Source organism: Pseudomonas sp. LBUM1662 (assembly GCF_059695915.1).
On record NZ_CP166793.1, the window covers coordinates 6,325,830 to 6,343,128 of the forward strand.

The following is a 17,299-nucleotide window of genomic DNA, read 5'->3' on the forward strand; positions in this document are numbered from 1 at the left end:
AATCCTCTGTAGGGGTGAGGTTCTTGCAGAATTCTGTGCCCTTCTGGGCCGGGCGACTAGCCGCCGCCGATGGCGTGAACCACTTCGACGGAATCGCCGTCGTTCAGCGTGGTGTCCGCATGCTGGCTGCGCGGGACGATATCCAGATTGAGTTCGACCGCCACCCGGCGTCCGGTCAGTTCCAGACGGGTCAGCAGGGCCGCAACGGTTTCACCGTCGGGCAGTTCAAGGGATTCGCCGTTCAACTGAATGCGCATGCAAGAAGCCGCCATCATTTTTAGGGGCTGGCATTCTAGCCCGATCAGTCTTGGCGACCCAAGCCATTCGTCTTGAAACACGATCCCCGCAGGAGAGAAGCTTGCCCGCGAACGCGTAGTGTCAGTCGAAGGAGATGCTGGCTGACTTGACGCCTTCGCGGGCAAGCCTCGTTCCTACAGCCGCCAGGCGGCAAGCCCCAGGCAGAACCAGCCGACCAGAAATGCCAGGCCGCCGAAGGGTGTGACGATCCCGAGCTTGCTGATGCCGGTCAGGGTCAGCAGGTACAGACTGCCGGAAAACAGCAGGATGCCGATCGCAAACGAGGCGCCGGCCCACGTCATCAGACGTCCCGGAATCTGCGTGGCCAGCAGCGCCACGCCCAGCAGCGCCAGGGTGTGTACCAGTTGATAAGTGACGCCGGTGTGGAAAATTGCCAGGTATTCGGGCGTCAGACGGTTTTTCAGGCCGTGGGCGGCGAACGCGCCAAGGGCAACGCCAGTGAAGCCGAAGAAAGCGGCCAGCATCAGAAAGCCACGCAGCATGAAGAACTCCAGTCAGACTCGATCAACAGGGTCTGTATAATGGCCCGCTCAACGGGTTCGGCCAAGCCATCTCTATGCTGCGTATATTTTTGCGACGATTCACAAAGGCCCTGCTCTGGTTCGCGGGCGGCAGCGTATTGCTGGTGCTGATTTTTCGCGTGGTCCCGCCACCGGGAACGGCGCTGATGGTCGAGCGCAAGGTCGAATCCTGGTTCGACGGCGAGCCGATTGACCTGCAACGCACCTGGAAACCCTGGGATGAAATCTCTGACGACCTGAAAGTCGCGGTGATTGCGGGCGAGGATCAGAAATTCCCGGAGCATTGGGGTTTTGACTTTGGGGCGATCCAGAAGGCCTTGGCCCATAACGAACTCGGTGGTTCGATTCGCGGTGCCAGCACATTGAGCCAACAAGTCTCGAAGAATCTGTTTTTGTGGTCCGGGCGCAGCTGGCTGCGTAAAGGCTTGGAAGCCTGGTTCACCGGGTTGATCGAGGTGCTCTGGCCCAAGCAGCGGATTCTTGAGGTGTACCTGAACAGCGTCGAGTGGGATGAAGGGGTGTTTGGCGCGGAAGCGGCGGCCCGGCATCACTTTGGCGTGAGCGCTAAAGGACTCAGCCGTCAACAATCGAGCCTGCTGGCCGCCGTATTACCGAACCCACGGGTTTGGAGTGCGAGTCATCCGACCAACTATGTTGCGCGACGGGCCGGGTGGATTCGGCAGCAGATGAGTCAATTGGGGGGCGATAGCTATCTGGTTGGCATCAATGATCGCCGGGCGCCTTGGTCCCAGTAACCGATCACGATTGTCTGATCACTGAAGGTCCCCTGTGGGAGCGGGCTTGCTCGCGAATGCGGTGTGTCATTCAGCAATGATGTTGACTGATACACCGCATTCGCGAGCAAGCCCGCTCCCACATTGATTTATGGTGATTCTGGAAAAGCGGGCACAAACAAAAACGCCCCGATCAATGATCGGGGCGTTTTTTATTGCCTGTTCGCTGCGTTAAGCAGCGATCGACAACTTGAGCTTGTTCATCGCGCTCTTCTCGAGCTGACGAATACGCTCGGCCGACACGTTGTACTTCTGCGCCAGGTCGTGCAGCGTGGCCTTCTCTTCCGCCAGCCAGCGCTGGTAAAGGATGTCACGGCTGCGGTCGTCCAGCACTTCCAGCGCTTCGTGCAGGTTGTGGTTGGAGTTGTCGCTCCAGTCAGCATCTTCCAGTTGACGGGCCGGGTCATACCGGTGGTCTTCCAGATAGTTGGCCGGCGACTGGAAAGCACTGTCGTCGTCCGCTTCCGCGGCCGGGTCGAAGGCCATGTCATGGCCGGTCAGGCGACTTTCCATCTCGCGCACTTCCCGCGGCTCTACGCCTAGGCTTTCCGCCACACGGTGGACTTCCTCGTTGTTCAGCCACGCCAGGCGTTTCTTCTGGCTGCGCAGGTTGAAGAACAGCTTGCGCTGGGCCTTGGTGGTCGCGACTTTCACAATGCGCCAGTTGCGCAGGATGAACTCGTGAATTTCCGCCTTGATCCAGTGCACAGCGAACGAAACCAGACGCACACCCATTTCCGGGTTGAAGCGCTTCACGGCTTTCATCAGGCCGACGTTGCCTTCCTGGATCAGGTCAGCCTGAGCCAGGCCGTAGCCGGAATAGCTACGGGCGATATGTACGACAAAACGCAGGTGGGCGAGCACCATCTGCCGAGCCGCCCCCAAATCCTGCTCATAATAGAGACTCTCGGCCAGTTCACGCTCCTGCTCCGGCGTCAGCAATGGAATGCTGTTCACGGTGTGCACATAGGCCTCCAGGTTCGCACCCGGGACCAGAGCATATGCAGGTTGCAAAGAATTGGTCATACGAAAAAACCTCCGACTTACATAACTCGTGCAGTTCAGCACTGCGAAAATTGACCGGAAACCGAAAGACAAGTTCCCATAAACGCTGAAAGGTCAATACGAGCAAAATGATACTACTTAGGCGCAAGCTCCCTCAGGTGGCGTGCGACTGCAATCCATGCACCGATATACCCCAACAGCACCGCGCCAAGCAAGAGAGACAGACCATCGGCCACTGGCACTCCGGCCAGCGCGAAATCACTGCCGTACAAACCGGCCAGCCCGACTACTGCATCGTTCAGCCAATCAAGGCCAAACGCCAATAAGCCCCAGGAAAGTATCCCCGCACCGAAGCCATACAACGCGCCCATATACAGAAAGGGCCTGCGCACATAGCTGTCCGTGCCGCCGACGAGTTTAATCACTTCTATCTCTGTGCGGCGGTTTTCAATATGAAGACGAATGGTATTGCCTATCACCAAAAGTAATGCAGAAACCAGAAGCACGGTCAGACCGAAGACAAATCGGTCACCCAGCTTGAGGATCGCTGCCAGACGCTCGACCCAGACTAGATCAAGTTGCGCCTGTTGTACCTTCGGCAGCTCGGAAAGTTTTTGTCGTAATGCTTCAAGCGCAGGCTTGTCGACCTCGTTCGGGGTTACCAGAACCACGCCTGGCAGCGGGTTTTCCGGCAACTCCTTGAGCGCCTCGCCCAGGCCGGACTGCTGCTGGAACTCTTCCAGCGCCTGATCACGACCCACGTATTCCGCATCAGCCACACCGGGCATGCCTTTGATCTGCTCGCGCAACGACTCGCCTTCAGCAGGGCTGGCCTCGAGTTGCAAGTACAGGGAGATCTGCGCCGCACGTTGCCACGAACCACCCAGACGTTCGACGTTGCTTAGCAAAAGTGACAGGCCCATCGGCAAACTCAGGGCAACCGCCATCACCATGCAGGTGAAAAAGCTGCCGATCGGCTGTTTGCCCAACCGACGCAGACTGTCCAGCAAACTGGCGCGATGGCTTTCAACCCAGGCGCGGAATAGCGTGGCGAAGTCCGGACCGTCGTCATCGTCGCGTTTTTTCTTCTGTGGTTGCGGATCGGCGGCTTTTGGCGCCACTCGCTCGGAAACCTTGGGGCTGCGCGTCGCACTCATACGCCCGCCTCCCCGTCACCGATCAATCGGCCGCGTTGCAGGGTCAGCATGCGATGACGCATGCGCGCGATCAGCGCCAGGTCGTGACTGGCGATCAGCACGCTGGTGCCCAGACGATTGATGTCTTCGAACACGCCCATGATCTCGGCCGCCAGGCGCGGGTCGAGGTTACCGGTCGGTTCGTCCGCCAGCAGCAAGGCCGGACGGTGGACGATGGCGCGGGCGATGCCGACACGCTGTTGCTGACCGGTGGACAGGTCGCCGGGGTACAGATCGGTTTTATCCGACAGCGCCACGCGCTCCAGCGCCGAATCCACGCGTTTGACGATCTCGGCCTTCGACAGACCAAGAATCTGCAACGGCAGCGCGACGTTGTTGAACACCGTGCGATCGAACAGCAACTGGTGATTCTGGAACACCACACCGATCTGCCGGCGCAGGTAAGGAATCTGCGCGTTGCTGATGGTGGCGAGGTCCTGGCCGGCCAGCAGCAATTTGCCGGTGGTCGGACGCTCCATCGCCAACAGCAGGCGCAGCAAGGTGCTTTTACCGGCGCCGGAATGGCCGGTGACAAACAAAAACTCGCCCCGGCGGACTCGAAAGCTCAGCTCATGCAAGCCGACGTGACCGTTCGGGTAGCGTTTACCGACCTGTTCGAAACGAATCATGAACGCTCCCGCTCGGCAAACAATGCCTGGACAAAGGGTTCTGCTTCAAAAGTACGCAAGTCATCGATGCCTTCACCGACGCCGATGTAGCGAATCGGCAGGCCAAACTGCTTGGCCAGGGCGAAAATCACCCCGCCCTTGGCGGTGCCGTCGAGCTTGGTCAGCGCCAGGCCGGTCAGTTCGACGGTCTGGTTGAATTGCTTGGCCTGGCTGATGGCGTTCTGGCCAGTACCGGCATCAAGCACCAGCAGCACTTCGTGCGGCGCGTCGGCGTCGAGCTTGCTGATGACCCGGCGAACCTTCTTCAACTCTTCCATCAGGTTGTCTTTGGTGTGCAGGCGACCGGCGGTGTCGGCGATCAGCACGTCAATGCCACGGGCCTTGGCGGCTTGCACGGCATCGAAGATAACCGAAGCCGAGTCGGCGCCGGTGTGCTGGGCGATGACCGGGATCTTGTTGCGCTCGCCCCAGACCTGCAATTGCTCGACAGCGGCGGCGCGGAAGGTATCACCGGCCGCCAGCATGACTTTCTTGCCTTCGAGTTGCAGTTTCTTCGCCAGTTTGCCGATGGTGGTGGTCTTGCCGGCGCCGTTGACGCCAACCACCAGAATCACGAAGGGCTTGTTCTGCGAGGTGATTTTCAGCGGCTGCTCGACAGGCTTGAGCATCGCGGCGAGTTCCGCCTGCAGGGATTTGTACAGCGCGTCGGCGTCGGCCAGCTCTTTGCGCGCGACCTTCTGGGTCAGGCGCTGGATGATTACCGAGGTCGCCTCGACGCCAACGTCGGCGGTAAGAAGACGGGTTTCGATGTCTTCGAGCAGCTCGTCATCGATGATTTTCTTGCCGAGGAACAGGCTGGCCATGCCTTCGCCGATACTGGCGCTGGTCTTGGACAGGCCTTGCTTCAGGCGGGCGAAGAAACCGGCTTTGGTTTCTTCGGTACGCGGTGGCTCGACCGGGGCTTCGACGGGAATGACAGGAGCGACGGGAACGACGGGCGCAGCGACTGCCGGAGCAACCACGGGAGCAGGCGCAGGCGTTTCAACCACAGGAGCGACGAACGCAGGAATCACAGGTTCCGGAACTACCGGCTCAGGCTCGGCCACGACAACTGGTGCAACGACAGGCTCGATAACCGGCGCTTGAACGGGCTCAGAGGCAAAGGCAGTCGGCGCAGGAATCGGCGGCGTCACATGCGGCGCCAGCTCATCTTCGACCAAGGCCACCGGCTCTTCCGCCACCGGCAACGTCAGCCAAGGCTCTGGAGCGGGTGCCAGCGGTTGCTCGGCAACAACGTCGGGTTCAGCCTCAGCGACCGGTTGCAGCACCGGTTCGGCCATCGGCAGGACAACCGGCGCAGGTTCTTCTTCTATTTCCGGCGCAGGTATTGGCTCAGGAAGTGGTTGTGGCTGTTCGACGACGGGTTCCTGCGGCTTTTTGCGCAGCCATCCGAACAGGCTTTTCTTCTCGCCAGCCGCAGCTGGGGTCTTCTTGTCGTCGTTGGAACCAAACATGGAGGACGGCTATCTCACGGTAGCGACGCGCCTAAGGGCGCCCCGGCAAATAAATATTCAATGCAGAACAGACTGCGATTGACCCAGCTTGTTCACGCGCAACATTTTGTCGAGGTGCAAACTGCACCTCAAAGGTTGACTAATACGAAGGACTGGAACGGCATCGTCGGCGAAAACGCAGAGTTTAGCTGACAAACTCAAAGCTTCCGCAGGTAACCCATGCAACCTTCCGGCCGATCAAAGGCCTGATAGGCGTGGCCGCCAGTAAAACGGACCAGTATCCTAGCACCCTCTCGCCCGCCGACGCTAAGACCTAGCGGGCAGTCCCAAAGGTTTAAAAACGAATGAATGCTTTAGCCCGCCGCGCTGCAGGCCTGCTGCTCAGCACAGTTTGTCTGCCCCTCTCGGCCCTGGCTGCCGATCCACAACCCACCCACGAATTCACTCTGGATAACGGCCTGAAGGTCGTTGTGCGCGAAGACCATCGTGCGCCAGTGGTGGTTTCCCAAGTCTGGTACAAGGTCGGCTCAAGTTACGAGACGCCGGGCCAGACCGGTTTGTCCCACGCCCTGGAACACATGATGTTCAAGGGCAGCGAGAAAGTCGGCCCCGGTGAAGCTTCGCTGATCCTGCGCGACCTCGGCGCCGAAGAGAACGCGTTCACCAGCGATGACTTCACCGCTTATTACCAGGTGCTGGCCCGCGACCGCCTCGGCGTGGCCTTCGAACTGGAAGCCGACCGCATGGCCAGCCTGCGCCTGCCGGCCGACGAGTTCGCTCGCGAGATCGAAGTCATTAAAGAAGAACGTCGCCTGCGCACTGACGACAAGCCAATGTCCAAGGCCTACGAACGCTTCAAGGCCATGGCCTACCCGGCCAGCGGTTACCACACGCCGACCATCGGCTGGATGGCTGACCTGGACCGCATGAAAGTCGAAGAGCTGCGCCACTGGTACCAATCCTGGTACGTGCCGAACAACGCCACGCTGGTGGTGGTCGGCGACGTGACCCCGGACGAGGTCAAGACCCTGGCCCAGCGCTATTTCGGCCCGATCGCCAAACGTGACGTGCCACCGGCGAAAATCCCGCTGGAACTGGCCGAGCCCGGCGAACGCCAGATCACCCTGCACGTGCAGACCCAATTGCCGAGCCTGATGCTGGGCTTCAACGTGCCGAGCATCGCCACCGCCGAAGACAAACGCTCGGTGAACGCTTTGCGCCTGATCTCGGCCCTGCTCGACGGCGGCTACAGCGGACGCATCCCGACGCAACTGGAACGCGGCGAAGAGCTGGTGTCCGGCGGTTCGTCGAGTTACGACGCCTACACCCGCGGCGACAGCCTGTTCACCTTGTCGGCCACGCCGAATATCCAGAAAAAGAAAACCATGGCCCAGACCGAAGCCGGTCTGTGGAAACTGCTCGAACAGCTGAAAACCACGGCGCCGTCCGCCGAAGAGCTGGAACGCGTCCGCGCCCAGGTCATCGCCGGCCTGGTCTACGAGCGTGACTCGATCACCAGCCAGGCCACCTCCATTGGCCAACTGGAAACTGTCGGTCTGTCGTGGAAGCTCATGGACACCGAACTCGCCGACCTCGAAAGCGTGACACCGGAAGACATCCAGAAAGCCGCCAAGCTGTATTTCACCCGCGAACGTCTCAGCGTCGCCCATGTACTGCCACTGGAGACGACTCATGAGTGAGCGTAAAAAACCCCGTCTGGCCCTGATCGGCCTGATCGCCGCCGTATTGATTGGCTCCGCTGCGTTTTATCTGTCGAAAAGCGATGATTCCAAGGCCAGCGAAGCACTCGACAAGGCCAAGTCCAGCCAGAAGCTGCAATCGCTGACCGAACTCGACGGCAAGGCCCCGAGCCACCGTTCGCTCGACGTACAGACCTGGAACACCGCCGAAGGCGCCAAGGTGATGTTCGTCGAAGCCCGTGAGCTGCCGATGTTCGACCTGCGCCTGATCTTCGCCGCTGGCAGCAGCCAGGACGGTAACGCTCCGGGTCTCTCGATGCTGACCAACGCGATGCTAAACGAAGGTGTGGCCGGTAAAGATGTTGGCGCCATCGCCCAAGGCTTCGAAGGCCTGGGCGCAGATTTCGGCAACGGCGCGTTCAAGGACATGGCACTGGCTTCGCTGCGCAGCCTGAGCGCCCCCGACAAGCGTGAACCTGCGCTGAAGCTGTTCTCTGAAGTCGTCGGTAAGCCGACCTTCCCTGCCGACTCCTTTGCGCGCATCAAGAACCAGATGCTCGCCGGTTTCGAATACCAGAAGCAGAACCCGGGCAAACTGGCGAGCCTGGAGCTGATGAACCGCTTGTACGGCGATCATCCGTACGCGCATTCCAGTGATGGCACAGCGAAAACCGTTCCGGCGATTACCGCAGCGCAACTCAAGGCGTTCCATGAGAAAGCCTACGCCGCCGGCAACGTGGTGATTGCGCTGGTGGGCGATTTGTCCCGCGCTGAAGCCGAGGCGATTGCCGCGCAAGTCTCCAGCGCGCTGCCCAAAGGCCCGGCGCTGGCGAAGATCCCGCAGCCTGAAGAACCGAAAGCCAGCATCGGCCACATCGAGTTCCCGTCCAAGCAGACCAACCTGATGCTTGCGCAACTGGGCATCGACCGTGACGATCCGGACTATGCGGCGCTGTCCATGGGCAACCAGATCCTCGGCGGCGGTGGTTTCGGCACCCGCTTGATGAGCGAAGTGCGCGAGAAGCGTGGCCTGGCGTACGGCGTTTATTCGGGCTTCACCCCGATGCAGGCGCGCGGCCCGTTCATGATCAACCTGCAAACCCGCGCCGAGATGAGCGAAGGCACGCTGAAACTGGTGCAGGACGTCCTCGCCGACTACCTTAAAACCGGCCCGACCGAGAAAGAACTCGACGACGCCAAGCGTGAACTGGCCGGCAGCTTCCCGTTGTCCACCGCCAGCAACGCCGATATCGTCGGCCAACTGGGTGCGATGGGGTTCTACAACCTGCCTCTGACCTACCTGGATGACTTCATGCGCCAGTCCCAGAGCCTGACCGTCGAGCAGGTCAAAGCCGCACTGAACAAACACTTGAGCACGGACAAAATGGTCATCGTCAGCGCTGGCCCGACCGTGCCGCAAAAGCCGTTACCGGCCCCAACTGATAAACCTGCCGAGCAGCCGCTCGGGGTTCCGGAGCATTAATGGCCACTCGTCCTAAAAAACCCGTTCACAACGTACACAACGGCGTGAACCAACTGCGCATCATCGGCGGCGAATGGGGCAGCCGGAAGCTGAGCTTCCCGGACGCCCCGGGCCTGCGTCCGACCCCGGACCGGGTGCGCGAAACCCTGTTCAACTGGCTCGCGCCGTACGTGGCCGGGGCCAAAGTGTTTGACCCGTTCGCCGGCAGCGGCGCGTTGTTCCTCGAGGCCCTGTCCCGTGGCGCGGCGATGGGTCAGGCGCTGGACGCCAGCAACATCGCGGTCGCCAGCATCAAGGAACACTTGGGCACGTTGCGCTGCACCACCGGCCAGATCCAGACGGCCGATGCGCTGCGCTACCTGGAAACCCAGACCGCGACCGCTTACGACCTGGTGTTCCTCGACCCTCCGTTCAACCAGGATCTGTTGCCGACCGTCTGCACGCTGCTTGAAGAGCGTCAGTGGCTGGCCAATGAAGCCTGGATCTACACTGAAAGCGAAAACGCGCCGTCGAGCCTTGGCTTGCCAGGCAACTGGCGCCTGCACCGGGAGCAGAAATCCGGGCGGGTGTATTACGCGTTGTGGCAACGTATGGCAGAGATCGCCGGTTAATCGACCGGCCTGAAAAAGGTGCGCACCGGTTGCGCACCGCTGCATCGAGAGCAATCGTGTCCTTTCCGTCAGAACGTTTCACCCCCGCCTTCGGCCTCGGCAACCCGCACCTGCAAACCTTGTGGGGACCGCTGTGGCGCAAAACCACGCACATCGAACGCGAGCGCGAACGCTTGTGGCTTGAGGATGGCGACTTTCTCGACATGGACTGGCACGGCCCGCACACCGCTGATGCGCCGCTGGTGCTGGTGTTGCACGGGTTGACCGGTTCTTCGAACTCGCCTTACGTGGCCGGGGTGCAGAAAGCGCTAGGTGCCCAGGGCTGGGCCAGCGTCGCGTTGAACTGGCGCGGCTGCTCGGGCGAGCCGAATTTGTTGCCGCGCAGCTACCATTCCGGCGCCAGCGAAGACCTGGCCGAAGCCATCAAACACCTGCGGGCCAAGCGCCCTCTCGCACCGCTGTATGTGGTCGGCTATTCCCTGGGCGGCAATATCTTGCTTAAACATTTGGGCGAAACCGGCAGTGACAGCGGCGTGTCGGGTGCGGTGGCGGTGTCGGTGCCCTTTCGCCTCGATCAATGTGCCGATCGCATCGGCCAGGGTTTCTCGAAGGTCTATCAGGCGCATTTCATGCGCGAGATGGTCGCCTACATCAGGAACAAAGAGCGCCAGTTCCAGCACGACGGCCGCGAGGATGGACTGGCGGCATTGGCGGCGCTGGGCTCGCTGGAGAACATGCGCACCTTCTGGGATTTCGATGGCCGGGTCACGGCGCCGCTCAATGGTTTTGTCGATGCCGAGGATTACTATCGCCGCGCGTCGAGCCGGTATTTCCTCGGAGAGATCCGTACGCCGACCCTGATCATCCAGGCGGCCGACGATCCTTTCGTATTCCCCCATAGCCTGCCGCACGCGTCGGAATTGTCCGCCTCCACGCAATTCGAGCTACAAGCCAAGGGTGGGCATGTCGGTTTTGTCGATGGCTCGTTCCGGCAACCGGGTTATTACCTGGAACGCCGTATTCCGCAGTGGCTGAGCGCCGTGGGTCGCAGGTAAGCCATGGACGCCGACCAAGGCGAGTCGATCCGTTTCTGGCAAACGGCACCGTTGGCCGGCGTCGAGTTATTGTCCGCACGCTACATCGAACACCGCTTCGCGCCCCACGTGCATGACGGTTATGTGATCGGCATGATCATGGCCGGCGCCCAGCGTTATCGCTATCGCGGCGCCGAACACCTGGCCGGCAGCGGCACGCTGGTGTTGATCAACCCCGATGAGCTGCACACCGGCCACAAAGGCACGGAGGATGGTTGGTTGTACCGGGCGTTTTATCCGGACAGCGGGCAGATTCTCTCGCTGCTGGACGAGCTGGAGCTGCCGACCAGCAACCTGCCGGGGTTTGGCGCGACGCTGTATCGCGATCCGGACCTGGTGAAGGGTTTCTGTCAATTGCATCGCTTGCTGGAAAGTCCGTCCACGGCCCTGCAACAGCAGACGGTCTGGCGCGAGATGATGCTGTTGTTGCTGCAACGTCATGCCGCCGTGCCGGTTGCCGGCAAACCCGGCAAGGAACACCGGGCGGTGACGCTGGCCAAGGATGTGCTGCAAGCACAGTTGGCCGCGCCGCCTTCGCTGGAAGAATTGGCGGCAGCGGTCAACCTGTCACCGTTCCACTTCGCCCGGGTTTTCCGCCGCGCCACGGGCATGCCACCGCACACCTGGTTGATGCAGCAACGCATCGCCCAGGCACGGGCGTTGTTACAGAACGGTTGTTTGCCGCTGGAAGTCGCGATGCAGCTGGGATTTGCCGACCAGAGCCATCTGAGTCGGCAGTTCAAGCAGGTTTACGGGGTGGGTCCGGGGGCGTATCGAAGTGCCCGGCATTCACATAAATCCTGATAACGACGGCGATCCCTGTGGGAGCGGGCTTGCTCGCGAATGCGGTGTGTCAGACAACATCAATGCTGAATGACACTCCGCATTCGCGAGCAAGCCCGCTCCCACAGGGGATCAGCGTTTACTCGCCGGTGGCGATGCCGCGTTGAGGATCGTTGATCCACTCGCTCCACGACCCGGCGTACAACGAGCCCAATGGATAACCCGCGAGGCACAGTGCGAACAGGTTATGGCAAGCCGTCACGCCGGAACCGCAATACGCCACCAGATCAGTCGGCGAGCGATCGCCGAGTTTCGCGGCAAACCGCTGCTTGAGTTGCTCAGCCGGCAGGAAACGCCCGTCACTGCCCAGGTTCTCGGTGAACGCCGCACATTGCGCGCTGGGAATGTGCCCGGCAACTGGATCGATCGGTTCGACTTCGCCCTTGAAGCGCGGCAAGGCGCGGGCATCGAGCAAGGTCAGCGCCGGCTGGCCGAGACGTTGTTGCAGTTGCTCGGCGCTCAACAACAGCGAGTTGTCCGGCTTGCCGCTGAAGGTGCCACGCTCGATGTCGCACGCATCCAGACTCAGCGGCAAACCGGCCGCGTGCCAGGCCTTGAGCCCGCCATCGAGGATGAACACGCCGTCTCGCTTGCCCAGCCAGGCCAGCAACCACCAGGCCCGCGCCGCGTAGGCTCCGGGGCCGTCATCGTACAAAACCACTTCGCTGTCGGCGTTGATGCCCCAGGCTTGCAGGCGCTCGATCAAGTCTTCAGGTTCAGGCAACGGATGGCGCCCGGTCACGCCCTTGACCACGGTTCCACTCAAATCACGCTCAAGGTCGGCAAAGCTCGACCCGGCGATATGCCCTTCGGCATAGCTGCGCTGGCCGTAGTCGGGGTCTTCGAGGGCAAAACGACAATCCAGAATCACCAGCCCGGGCACATCCTTTTTCAGGTCCAACGCTTGCGGGCTGATCAGTTGCGCAATGGGCATAAAGGGCTCCTGTGATTAAGTCGGTCTTGAATCCTACTGCACTTCTTCGAGGGCCTGGGCCAGTGGCACGTAAAACTCTTCGTACAGCGCGTTGACCGCGTCACGAGACTGGTCCGTGACGAAACCGGCCTCAAGCACCAGCACCTGATACACCCCGCGTTTAATCGCCTGCTCGCTCAGGTGATTGGAATTTTCCCGAGTGGTACACAGAAAACGCACCCAGGACGTCAGGATGATCCAGGCATTGAGCGTCAGGGATTCGATCTGGACCTTGTCCATTTGCAGGATGCCAGCGTCGACGAAGGCGGCGTAGATGTGGGTGCCATGGATCAGGCAGCGCTGGGAGAAACGCCGATAACGGGCGGCGAGCTCGGGGTCGCTGTCGAGCAAATGCTCAAGATCACGATGCAAAAACCGGTAGCGCCACATCGCCGCCAGCAATTCCTGAAGGTAGAAGCGCTTGTCTTCCACCGTGGACGCGCGGCCCTGGGGCGGGCGCAGGAAGCTGTCCACCAGGCTTTCGTACTCACTGAACAGCACGGCGATAATCGCCTGCTTGTTGGGGAAGTGGTAGTACAGGTTGCCCGGAGAAATCTCCATGTGGGCAGCAATGTGGTTGGTGCTGATGCTGCGCTCGCCCTGTTGATTAAACAGCTCCAGGCTGTTCTGCACGATGCGCTCGCTGGTTTTGATCCGAGGGGCCATGGCTTGAGCTTTAATTCAGAGTGCGTTGGCGGGCATCTTACGACCTATCGGCGAGTGGATAAAACCATGCTGTACTCAGGATGCCATTTGACTTTCTAGAGCATAGACTCTAAAAAGTGCCTCAATACAACAAAAACCGGAGCCGATCATGACCGCCGACATCGCTTACCTGCAGAACCTGCAACAGCCTCTGGACGAGCTCCAGGACCTGTTCGATGCACAGCGTGCGGCGTATGCAGCCAACCCGATGCCACCGGCCGCCCAGCGCCAGCAATGGCTCAAAGCCCTGCGGGATCTGCTGAGCAATGAACGCCAGGCCTTGATCGATGCCATCAGCCAGGATTTCAGCCACCGCAGCGCCGATGAAACCCTGCTCGCCGAACTGATGCCCAGCCTGCACGGCATTCACTACGCCAGTCAGCACCTCAAAGGCTGGATGAAAGCCTCGCGGCGCAAGGTCGGTATCGCGTTTCAGCCGGCGTCGGCCAAAGTGGTTTACCAACCGCTGGGCGTGGTCGGTGTGATCGTGCCCTGGAACTACCCGCTGTACCTGGCCATCGGGCCGTTGGTGGGTGCGTTGTCGGCGGGCAATCGGGTGATGCTCAAACTCAGCGAGTCGACCCCCGCCACCGGTTTGTTGCTCAAGGAGTTGCTGGGTCGGATCTTCCCGCAAGACTTTGTCTGCGTGGTGCTGGGCGAAGCGGATATCGGTGTCGCGTTTTCCCGATTGCGCTTTGATCACCTGCTGTTCACCGGCGCCACCAGCATCGGCAAACACGTGATGCGCGCGGCGGCCGAGAACCTCACGCCGGTGACCCTTGAGCTGGGCGGCAAATCCCCGGCCATCGTGTCCCTCGACGTACCGCTCAAGGACGCCGCCGAACGCATCGCTTTCGGCAAGACGCTCAATGCTGGACAAACCTGCGTGGCCCCGGACTACGTGCTGGTGCCGGAAGACCGCGTAGGCGCTTTCGTCGAAGCCTATCGCCACGCGGTTCGCGGGTTCTATCCGACACTGGCCGACAACCCGGACTACACGGCAATCATCAATGACCGGCAACTGGCGCGGCTCAATGACTACATCAGCGATGCCACCAGCAAGGGTGCGCTGCTGATTCCGCTGTTCGATCAGGGCCAGGGCCGGCGCATGGGTCATAGCGTGCTGCTTAACGTCAGCGACGACATGACGGTGATGCAGGACGAAATCTTCGGCCCGCTGCTGCCGATCGTGCCGTACAAAAATCTTGATGAGGCGTTTGCCTACATCAATCAACGACCTCGTCCGCTGGCGCTGTATTACTTCGGCTACGACAAGCGCGAACAAAACCGCGTCCTTCACGAAACCCATTCCGGCGGCGTTTGCCTCAACGACACCTTGCTGCACGTGGCGCAGGACGATATGCCTTTCGGCGGCATCGGCGCCTCGGGCATGGGCCATTACCACGGCCATGAGGGCTTCCTGACCTTCAGCAAGGCCAAAGGCGTGCTGATCAAGCAACGCTTCAACGCGGCGAAACTGATTTACCCGCCGTACGGAAAATCCATTCAGAAACTGATCCAGAAGCTGTTTATCCGCTAACGATCACACCGTCGGGTAATAACAATAATGAGCCCAAGCCTGTCCGATACACCCGCGCTGTCACGGCGCGGCCTGCTTAAATTCAGCCTCGGCGCGAGTGCTTTCCTGGCCACGGCCGGATTGGGCGCGAGCCTCAGCGGTTGCTCATCGAGCATTCCGGCCAGTGGTTTCGCGATTCTGCGCAGCGGCGATCTGCTGTTTCTGCGGGCGCTGATCCCGGTGATGCTCGAGGGCGCCGTGGCGGCCGAAAAGATGCCGACAGCCGTCGATCAAACCCTGCACTGCCTGGATAACAGCCTGAATCACCTGTCGCCGGAAATGCTCAAGCTCACTCAGCAATTGTTCGACGTGCTGGGGATGGCGGTGACCCGTGGGCCGCTGACCGGGATTTGGGGAAGCTGGGAAAACGCCAGCGCCGATGAGATCCGGCATTTTCTCGATCGGTGGGAAAACAGTTCGTTGAGCCTGTTGCGCATGGGGCATAGCTCGTTGCTGCAACTGGTGATGATGGCGTGGTACAGCCGGGCGGAATCGTGGGCGCATTGCGGGTATCCCGGGCCGCCTACTGTCTGAGACCGAGTCGCCCCCTTCGCGGGCAAGCCTCGCTCCTACAAGGGCTTACTCGATCCTGTAGGAGCGAGGCTTGCCCGCGAAGACGTCAGCCGCCTCACCACCGTATCCAAAACCATAACAACAAGAGAACCCGAAGATGCCCGTACCCGACCCGTTCCGCGAAGGCATGGCCCGTGGCTGGAAAACCCACAACGGCTCGCAACTGACCCAGGACCTGACCCTCGAAGCGGACGTGGCGATCATCGGCAGCGGCGCGGGCGGCGGCACCACCGCCGAAATCCTCAGCGCCGCCGGCTACAAGGTGCTGCTGATCGAAGAAGGCCCGCTCAAGACCAGCAGCGACTTCAAGATGCTCGAAGACCAGGCCTACACCAGCCTCTATCAGGAGGGTATCGGTCGGATGAGCAAGGACGGCGCGATCACCATCCTCCAGGGCCGCGCAGTGGGTGGCACCACGCTGATCAACTGGACATCGAGCTTTCGCACCCCCGACCCGACGCTCGAGCATTGGGCCAGGGAGCATGACGTCAAAGGCCACAGCCCGGCCGAGATGGCGCCGTGGTTTGAGAAAATGGAACAACGCCTGGGCGTCGCGCCCTGGATGGTGCCGCCCAACGCCAACAACGACGTGATCCGCAAAGGCTGCGAAAAACTCGGATATTCCTGGCATGTGATACCGCGCAACGTGCGCGGTTGCTGGAACCTTGGCTATTGCGGCATGGGCTGCCCGACCAACGCCAAGCAATCGATGATGGTCACGACCATTCCCGCGACCCTGGAAAAAGGTGGCGAGCTGCTTTATCTGGCCCGCGCCGAAAAGCTTTCGATCAAGGACGGTAAGGTCACGGGCCTGCAATGCGTGGCGATGGACGACCGTTGCGTCGCTCCGACGGGCAAGACGATTACGGTCAAGGCACGGCATTACGTGCTGGCGGGCGGCGGGATCAACAGCCCGGCGCTGCTCCTGCGCTCGGAGGCGCCCGATCCGCACCAGCGGCTGGGCAAGCGCACGTTCCTGCACTTGGTGAACATGTCCGCCGGGCTGTTCGACGAGGTGATCAACCCGTTCTATGGCGCGCCGCAGTCGATCTACTCCGACCATTTCCAATGGCAGGACGGCACCACCGGCAAGATGTCTTACAAACTCGAAGTGCCGCCGCTGCACCCGGCGCTGGCCACGACCCTGCTCGGGGGCTTCGGCCAGGAAAACGCCGGGCACATGGAAAATCTGCCCCACACCCACGCAATGCTGGCGTTGTTGCGCGACGGTTTCCACCCGGACAGCCCCGGCGGCAGTGTCGAGTTACGCGGCGACAACACGCCGGTGCTCGACTATCAGGTGTCACCCTATGCCTGGGATGGCCTGCGTCGGGCGTTCCACAGCATGGCCGAGATCCAGTTCGCCGGTGGCGCCAAGGCCGTGATGCCGATGCACGCCGACGCGAGATATGTGAAAACCCTGGCCGAAGCGCGCACGTTGATCGACGGCTTGAGCCTTGAGTTGTATCGCACCCGCCTGGGCAGCGCTCATGTGATGGGCGGTTGTGCCATGGGTGAAGACCCGAAAAACGCCGTGACCGACAGCCTCGGCAGGCATCACCAGATCAGCAACCTGTCGATCCACGATGGCTCGCTGTTCCCCACCAGCATTGGCGCAAACCCGCAATTGTCGGTCTACGGACTGACGGCGCAACTGGCGACTTCACTCGCTGATCGTTTGAAAAACCCATGAAAAGCGAGAATATTCCTATCGTCTATAGTGCTTTCTTACCCAAAAGGCGACTTGGCCGACCGGGAAGG

Annotated in this window: 17 protein-coding genes; 9 read left to right on the top strand and 8 right to left on the bottom strand. The window is 60.9% G+C overall.

Annotated features, from left to right (window positions below; genetic code table 11):
- Positions 1 to 56: 56 nt before the first annotated feature.
- Complete coding sequence (gene thiS / locus ACA049_RS28860) at positions 57 to 257, bottom strand: sulfur carrier protein ThiS (RefSeq protein WP_008026157.1); 201 nt, start codon at positions 255 to 257, stop codon at positions 57 to 59.
- Positions 258 to 431: 174 nt separating this feature from the next.
- Positions 432 to 800: a DUF423 domain-containing protein gene (locus ACA049_RS28865; RefSeq protein WP_497331606.1), complete on the bottom strand. Its 369-nt coding sequence runs from the start codon at positions 798 to 800 to the stop codon at positions 432 to 434.
- 74 nt (positions 801 to 874) lie between these two features.
- On the opposite strand from ACA049_RS28865, the gene mtgA reads away from it, so the two are divergent.
- On the top strand, positions 875 to 1,594 hold the full coding sequence (gene mtgA / locus ACA049_RS28870; protein WP_497331608.1) for a monofunctional biosynthetic peptidoglycan transglycosylase: 720 nt from the start codon (positions 875 to 877) through the stop codon (positions 1,592 to 1,594).
- A gap of 210 nt (positions 1,595 to 1,804) precedes the next feature.
- Here mtgA and rpoH read toward each other — a convergent pair whose 3' ends face one another.
- The 4 genes from rpoH to ftsY form a co-directional block, all read right to left on the bottom strand.
- A complete protein-coding gene (gene rpoH / locus ACA049_RS28875; protein WP_007897890.1) occupies positions 1,805 to 2,659 on the bottom strand; it encodes an RNA polymerase sigma factor RpoH in 855 nt (284 codons plus the stop codon).
- 113 nt (positions 2,660 to 2,772) lie between these two features.
- Positions 2,773 to 3,795 (bottom strand): permease-like cell division protein FtsX, encoded by a 1,023-nt coding sequence (gene ftsX, locus ACA049_RS28880; RefSeq protein WP_497331610.1) that lies wholly within the window; start codon positions 3,793 to 3,795, stop codon positions 2,773 to 2,775.
- Entirely contained in the window at positions 3,792 to 4,463 is a 672-nt protein-coding gene (ftsE, locus tag ACA049_RS28885) for a cell division ATP-binding protein FtsE (protein ID WP_010466809.1), read from the bottom strand. Before ftsE ends, ftsX begins: the two co-directional genes overlap by 4 nt.
- Positions 4,460 to 5,977, bottom strand: a complete 1,518-nt coding sequence (gene ftsY / locus ACA049_RS28890) for a signal recognition particle-docking protein FtsY (RefSeq protein ID WP_497331612.1) — start codon at positions 5,975 to 5,977, stop codon at positions 4,460 to 4,462. Before ftsY ends, ftsE begins: the two co-directional genes overlap by 4 nt.
- A 344-nt stretch (positions 5,978 to 6,321) precedes the next feature.
- On the opposite strand from ftsY, the gene ACA049_RS28895 reads away from it, so the two are divergent.
- The 5 genes from ACA049_RS28895 to ACA049_RS28915 are packed head-to-tail and all read left to right on the top strand — an operon-like array spanning position 6,322 to position 11,669.
- Positions 6,322 to 7,677 carry a M16 family metallopeptidase gene (locus tag ACA049_RS28895; RefSeq protein ID WP_403102288.1) on the top strand — a complete coding sequence of 452 codons (1,356 nt, stop codon included), beginning with the start codon at positions 6,322 to 6,324 and terminating at the stop codon, positions 7,675 to 7,677.
- A complete protein-coding gene (locus ACA049_RS28900; RefSeq protein WP_497331614.1) occupies positions 7,670 to 9,160 on the top strand; it encodes a M16 family metallopeptidase in 1,491 nt (496 codons plus the stop codon). The genes ACA049_RS28895 and ACA049_RS28900 overlap by 8 nt, the downstream gene beginning before the upstream one ends.
- Positions 9,160 to 9,771 (top strand): 16S rRNA (guanine(966)-N(2))-methyltransferase RsmD, encoded by a 612-nt coding sequence (gene rsmD / locus ACA049_RS28905; protein WP_109635619.1) that lies wholly within the window; start codon positions 9,160 to 9,162, stop codon positions 9,769 to 9,771. Before ACA049_RS28900 ends, rsmD begins: the two co-directional genes overlap by 1 nt.
- Positions 9,772 to 9,827: 56 nt before the next feature.
- Entirely contained in the window at positions 9,828 to 10,826 is a 999-nt protein-coding gene (locus ACA049_RS28910) for a hydrolase (protein WP_497331616.1), read from the top strand.
- A gap of 3 nt (positions 10,827 to 10,829) precedes the next feature.
- Entirely contained in the window at positions 10,830 to 11,669 is an 840-nt protein-coding gene (locus tag ACA049_RS28915; RefSeq protein ID WP_497331618.1) for an AraC family transcriptional regulator, read from the top strand.
- A gap of 118 nt (positions 11,670 to 11,787) precedes the next feature.
- Here ACA049_RS28915 and ACA049_RS28920 read toward each other — a convergent pair whose 3' ends face one another.
- Together ACA049_RS28920 and ACA049_RS28925 are read right to left on the bottom strand one after the other, a co-directional pair.
- A complete protein-coding gene (locus ACA049_RS28920; RefSeq protein WP_497331620.1) occupies positions 11,788 to 12,642 on the bottom strand; it encodes a sulfurtransferase in 855 nt (284 codons plus the stop codon).
- Between the two features lie 33 nt (positions 12,643 to 12,675).
- Positions 12,676 to 13,347: a TetR/AcrR family transcriptional regulator gene (locus tag ACA049_RS28925; RefSeq protein ID WP_109635625.1), complete on the bottom strand. Its 672-nt coding sequence runs from the start codon at positions 13,345 to 13,347 to the stop codon at positions 12,676 to 12,678.
- Positions 13,348 to 13,495: 148 nt separating this feature from the next.
- On the opposite strand from ACA049_RS28925, the gene ACA049_RS28930 reads away from it, so the two are divergent.
- From ACA049_RS28930 to ACA049_RS28940, 3 genes are all read left to right on the top strand, one after another.
- On the top strand, positions 13,496 to 14,926 hold the full coding sequence (locus ACA049_RS28930) for a coniferyl aldehyde dehydrogenase (protein ID WP_497331622.1): 1,431 nt from the start codon (positions 13,496 to 13,498) through the stop codon (positions 14,924 to 14,926).
- Between the two features lie 27 nt (positions 14,927 to 14,953).
- Complete coding sequence (locus tag ACA049_RS28935) at positions 14,954 to 15,499, top strand: twin-arginine translocation pathway signal protein (RefSeq protein ID WP_497331624.1); 546 nt, start codon at positions 14,954 to 14,956, stop codon at positions 15,497 to 15,499.
- 136 nt (positions 15,500 to 15,635) lie between these two features.
- Positions 15,636 to 17,231 (top strand): GMC family oxidoreductase, encoded by a 1,596-nt coding sequence (locus ACA049_RS28940; RefSeq protein WP_497331626.1) that lies wholly within the window; start codon positions 15,636 to 15,638, stop codon positions 17,229 to 17,231.
- The last annotated feature ends 68 nt before the right edge of the window (positions 17,232 to 17,299 follow it).

What these genes read in the sequence shown, in the direction of transcription:
- ACA049_RS28925 (WP_109635625.1), bottom strand. Translation starts at nt 13,347, where the DNA reads ATGGCCCCTCGGATCAAAACCAGCGAGCGCATCGTGCAGAACAGCCTG.
- rsmD (WP_109635619.1), top strand. Translation starts at nt 9,160, where the DNA reads ATGGCCACTCGTCCTAAAAAACCCGTTCACAACGTACACAACGGCGTG.
- ACA049_RS28930 (WP_497331622.1), top strand. Translation starts at nt 13,496, where the DNA reads ATGACCGCCGACATCGCTTACCTGCAGAACCTGCAACAGCCTCTGGAC.
- thiS (WP_008026157.1), bottom strand. Translation starts at nt 257, where the DNA reads ATGCGCATTCAGTTGAACGGCGAATCCCTTGAACTGCCCGACGGTGAA.
- ftsE (WP_010466809.1), bottom strand. Translation starts at nt 4,463, where the DNA reads ATGATTCGTTTCGAACAGGTCGGTAAACGCTACCCGAACGGTCACGTC.
- ftsY (WP_497331612.1), bottom strand. Translation starts at nt 5,977, where the DNA reads ATGTTTGGTTCCAACGACGACAAGAAGACCCCAGCTGCGGCTGGCGAG.
- mtgA (WP_497331608.1), top strand. Translation starts at nt 875, where the DNA reads ATGCTGCGTATATTTTTGCGACGATTCACAAAGGCCCTGCTCTGGTTC.
- rpoH (WP_007897890.1), bottom strand. Translation starts at nt 2,659, where the DNA reads ATGACCAATTCTTTGCAACCTGCATATGCTCTGGTCCCGGGTGCGAAC.
- ACA049_RS28940 (WP_497331626.1), top strand. Translation starts at nt 15,636, where the DNA reads ATGCCCGTACCCGACCCGTTCCGCGAAGGCATGGCCCGTGGCTGGAAA.
- ACA049_RS28915 (WP_497331618.1), top strand. Translation starts at nt 10,830, where the DNA reads ATGGACGCCGACCAAGGCGAGTCGATCCGTTTCTGGCAAACGGCACCG.
- ftsX (WP_497331610.1), bottom strand. Translation starts at nt 3,795, where the DNA reads ATGAGTGCGACGCGCAGCCCCAAGGTTTCCGAGCGAGTGGCGCCAAAA.
- ACA049_RS28900 (WP_497331614.1), top strand. Translation starts at nt 7,670, where the DNA reads ATGAGTGAGCGTAAAAAACCCCGTCTGGCCCTGATCGGCCTGATCGCC.
- ACA049_RS28920 (WP_497331620.1), bottom strand. Translation starts at nt 12,642, where the DNA reads ATGCCCATTGCGCAACTGATCAGCCCGCAAGCGTTGGACCTGAAAAAG.
- ACA049_RS28895 (WP_403102288.1), top strand. Translation starts at nt 6,322, where the DNA reads ATGAATGCTTTAGCCCGCCGCGCTGCAGGCCTGCTGCTCAGCACAGTT.
- ACA049_RS28935 (WP_497331624.1), top strand. Translation starts at nt 14,954, where the DNA reads ATGAGCCCAAGCCTGTCCGATACACCCGCGCTGTCACGGCGCGGCCTG.
- ACA049_RS28865 (WP_497331606.1), bottom strand. Translation starts at nt 800, where the DNA reads ATGCTGCGTGGCTTTCTGATGCTGGCCGCTTTCTTCGGCTTCACTGGC.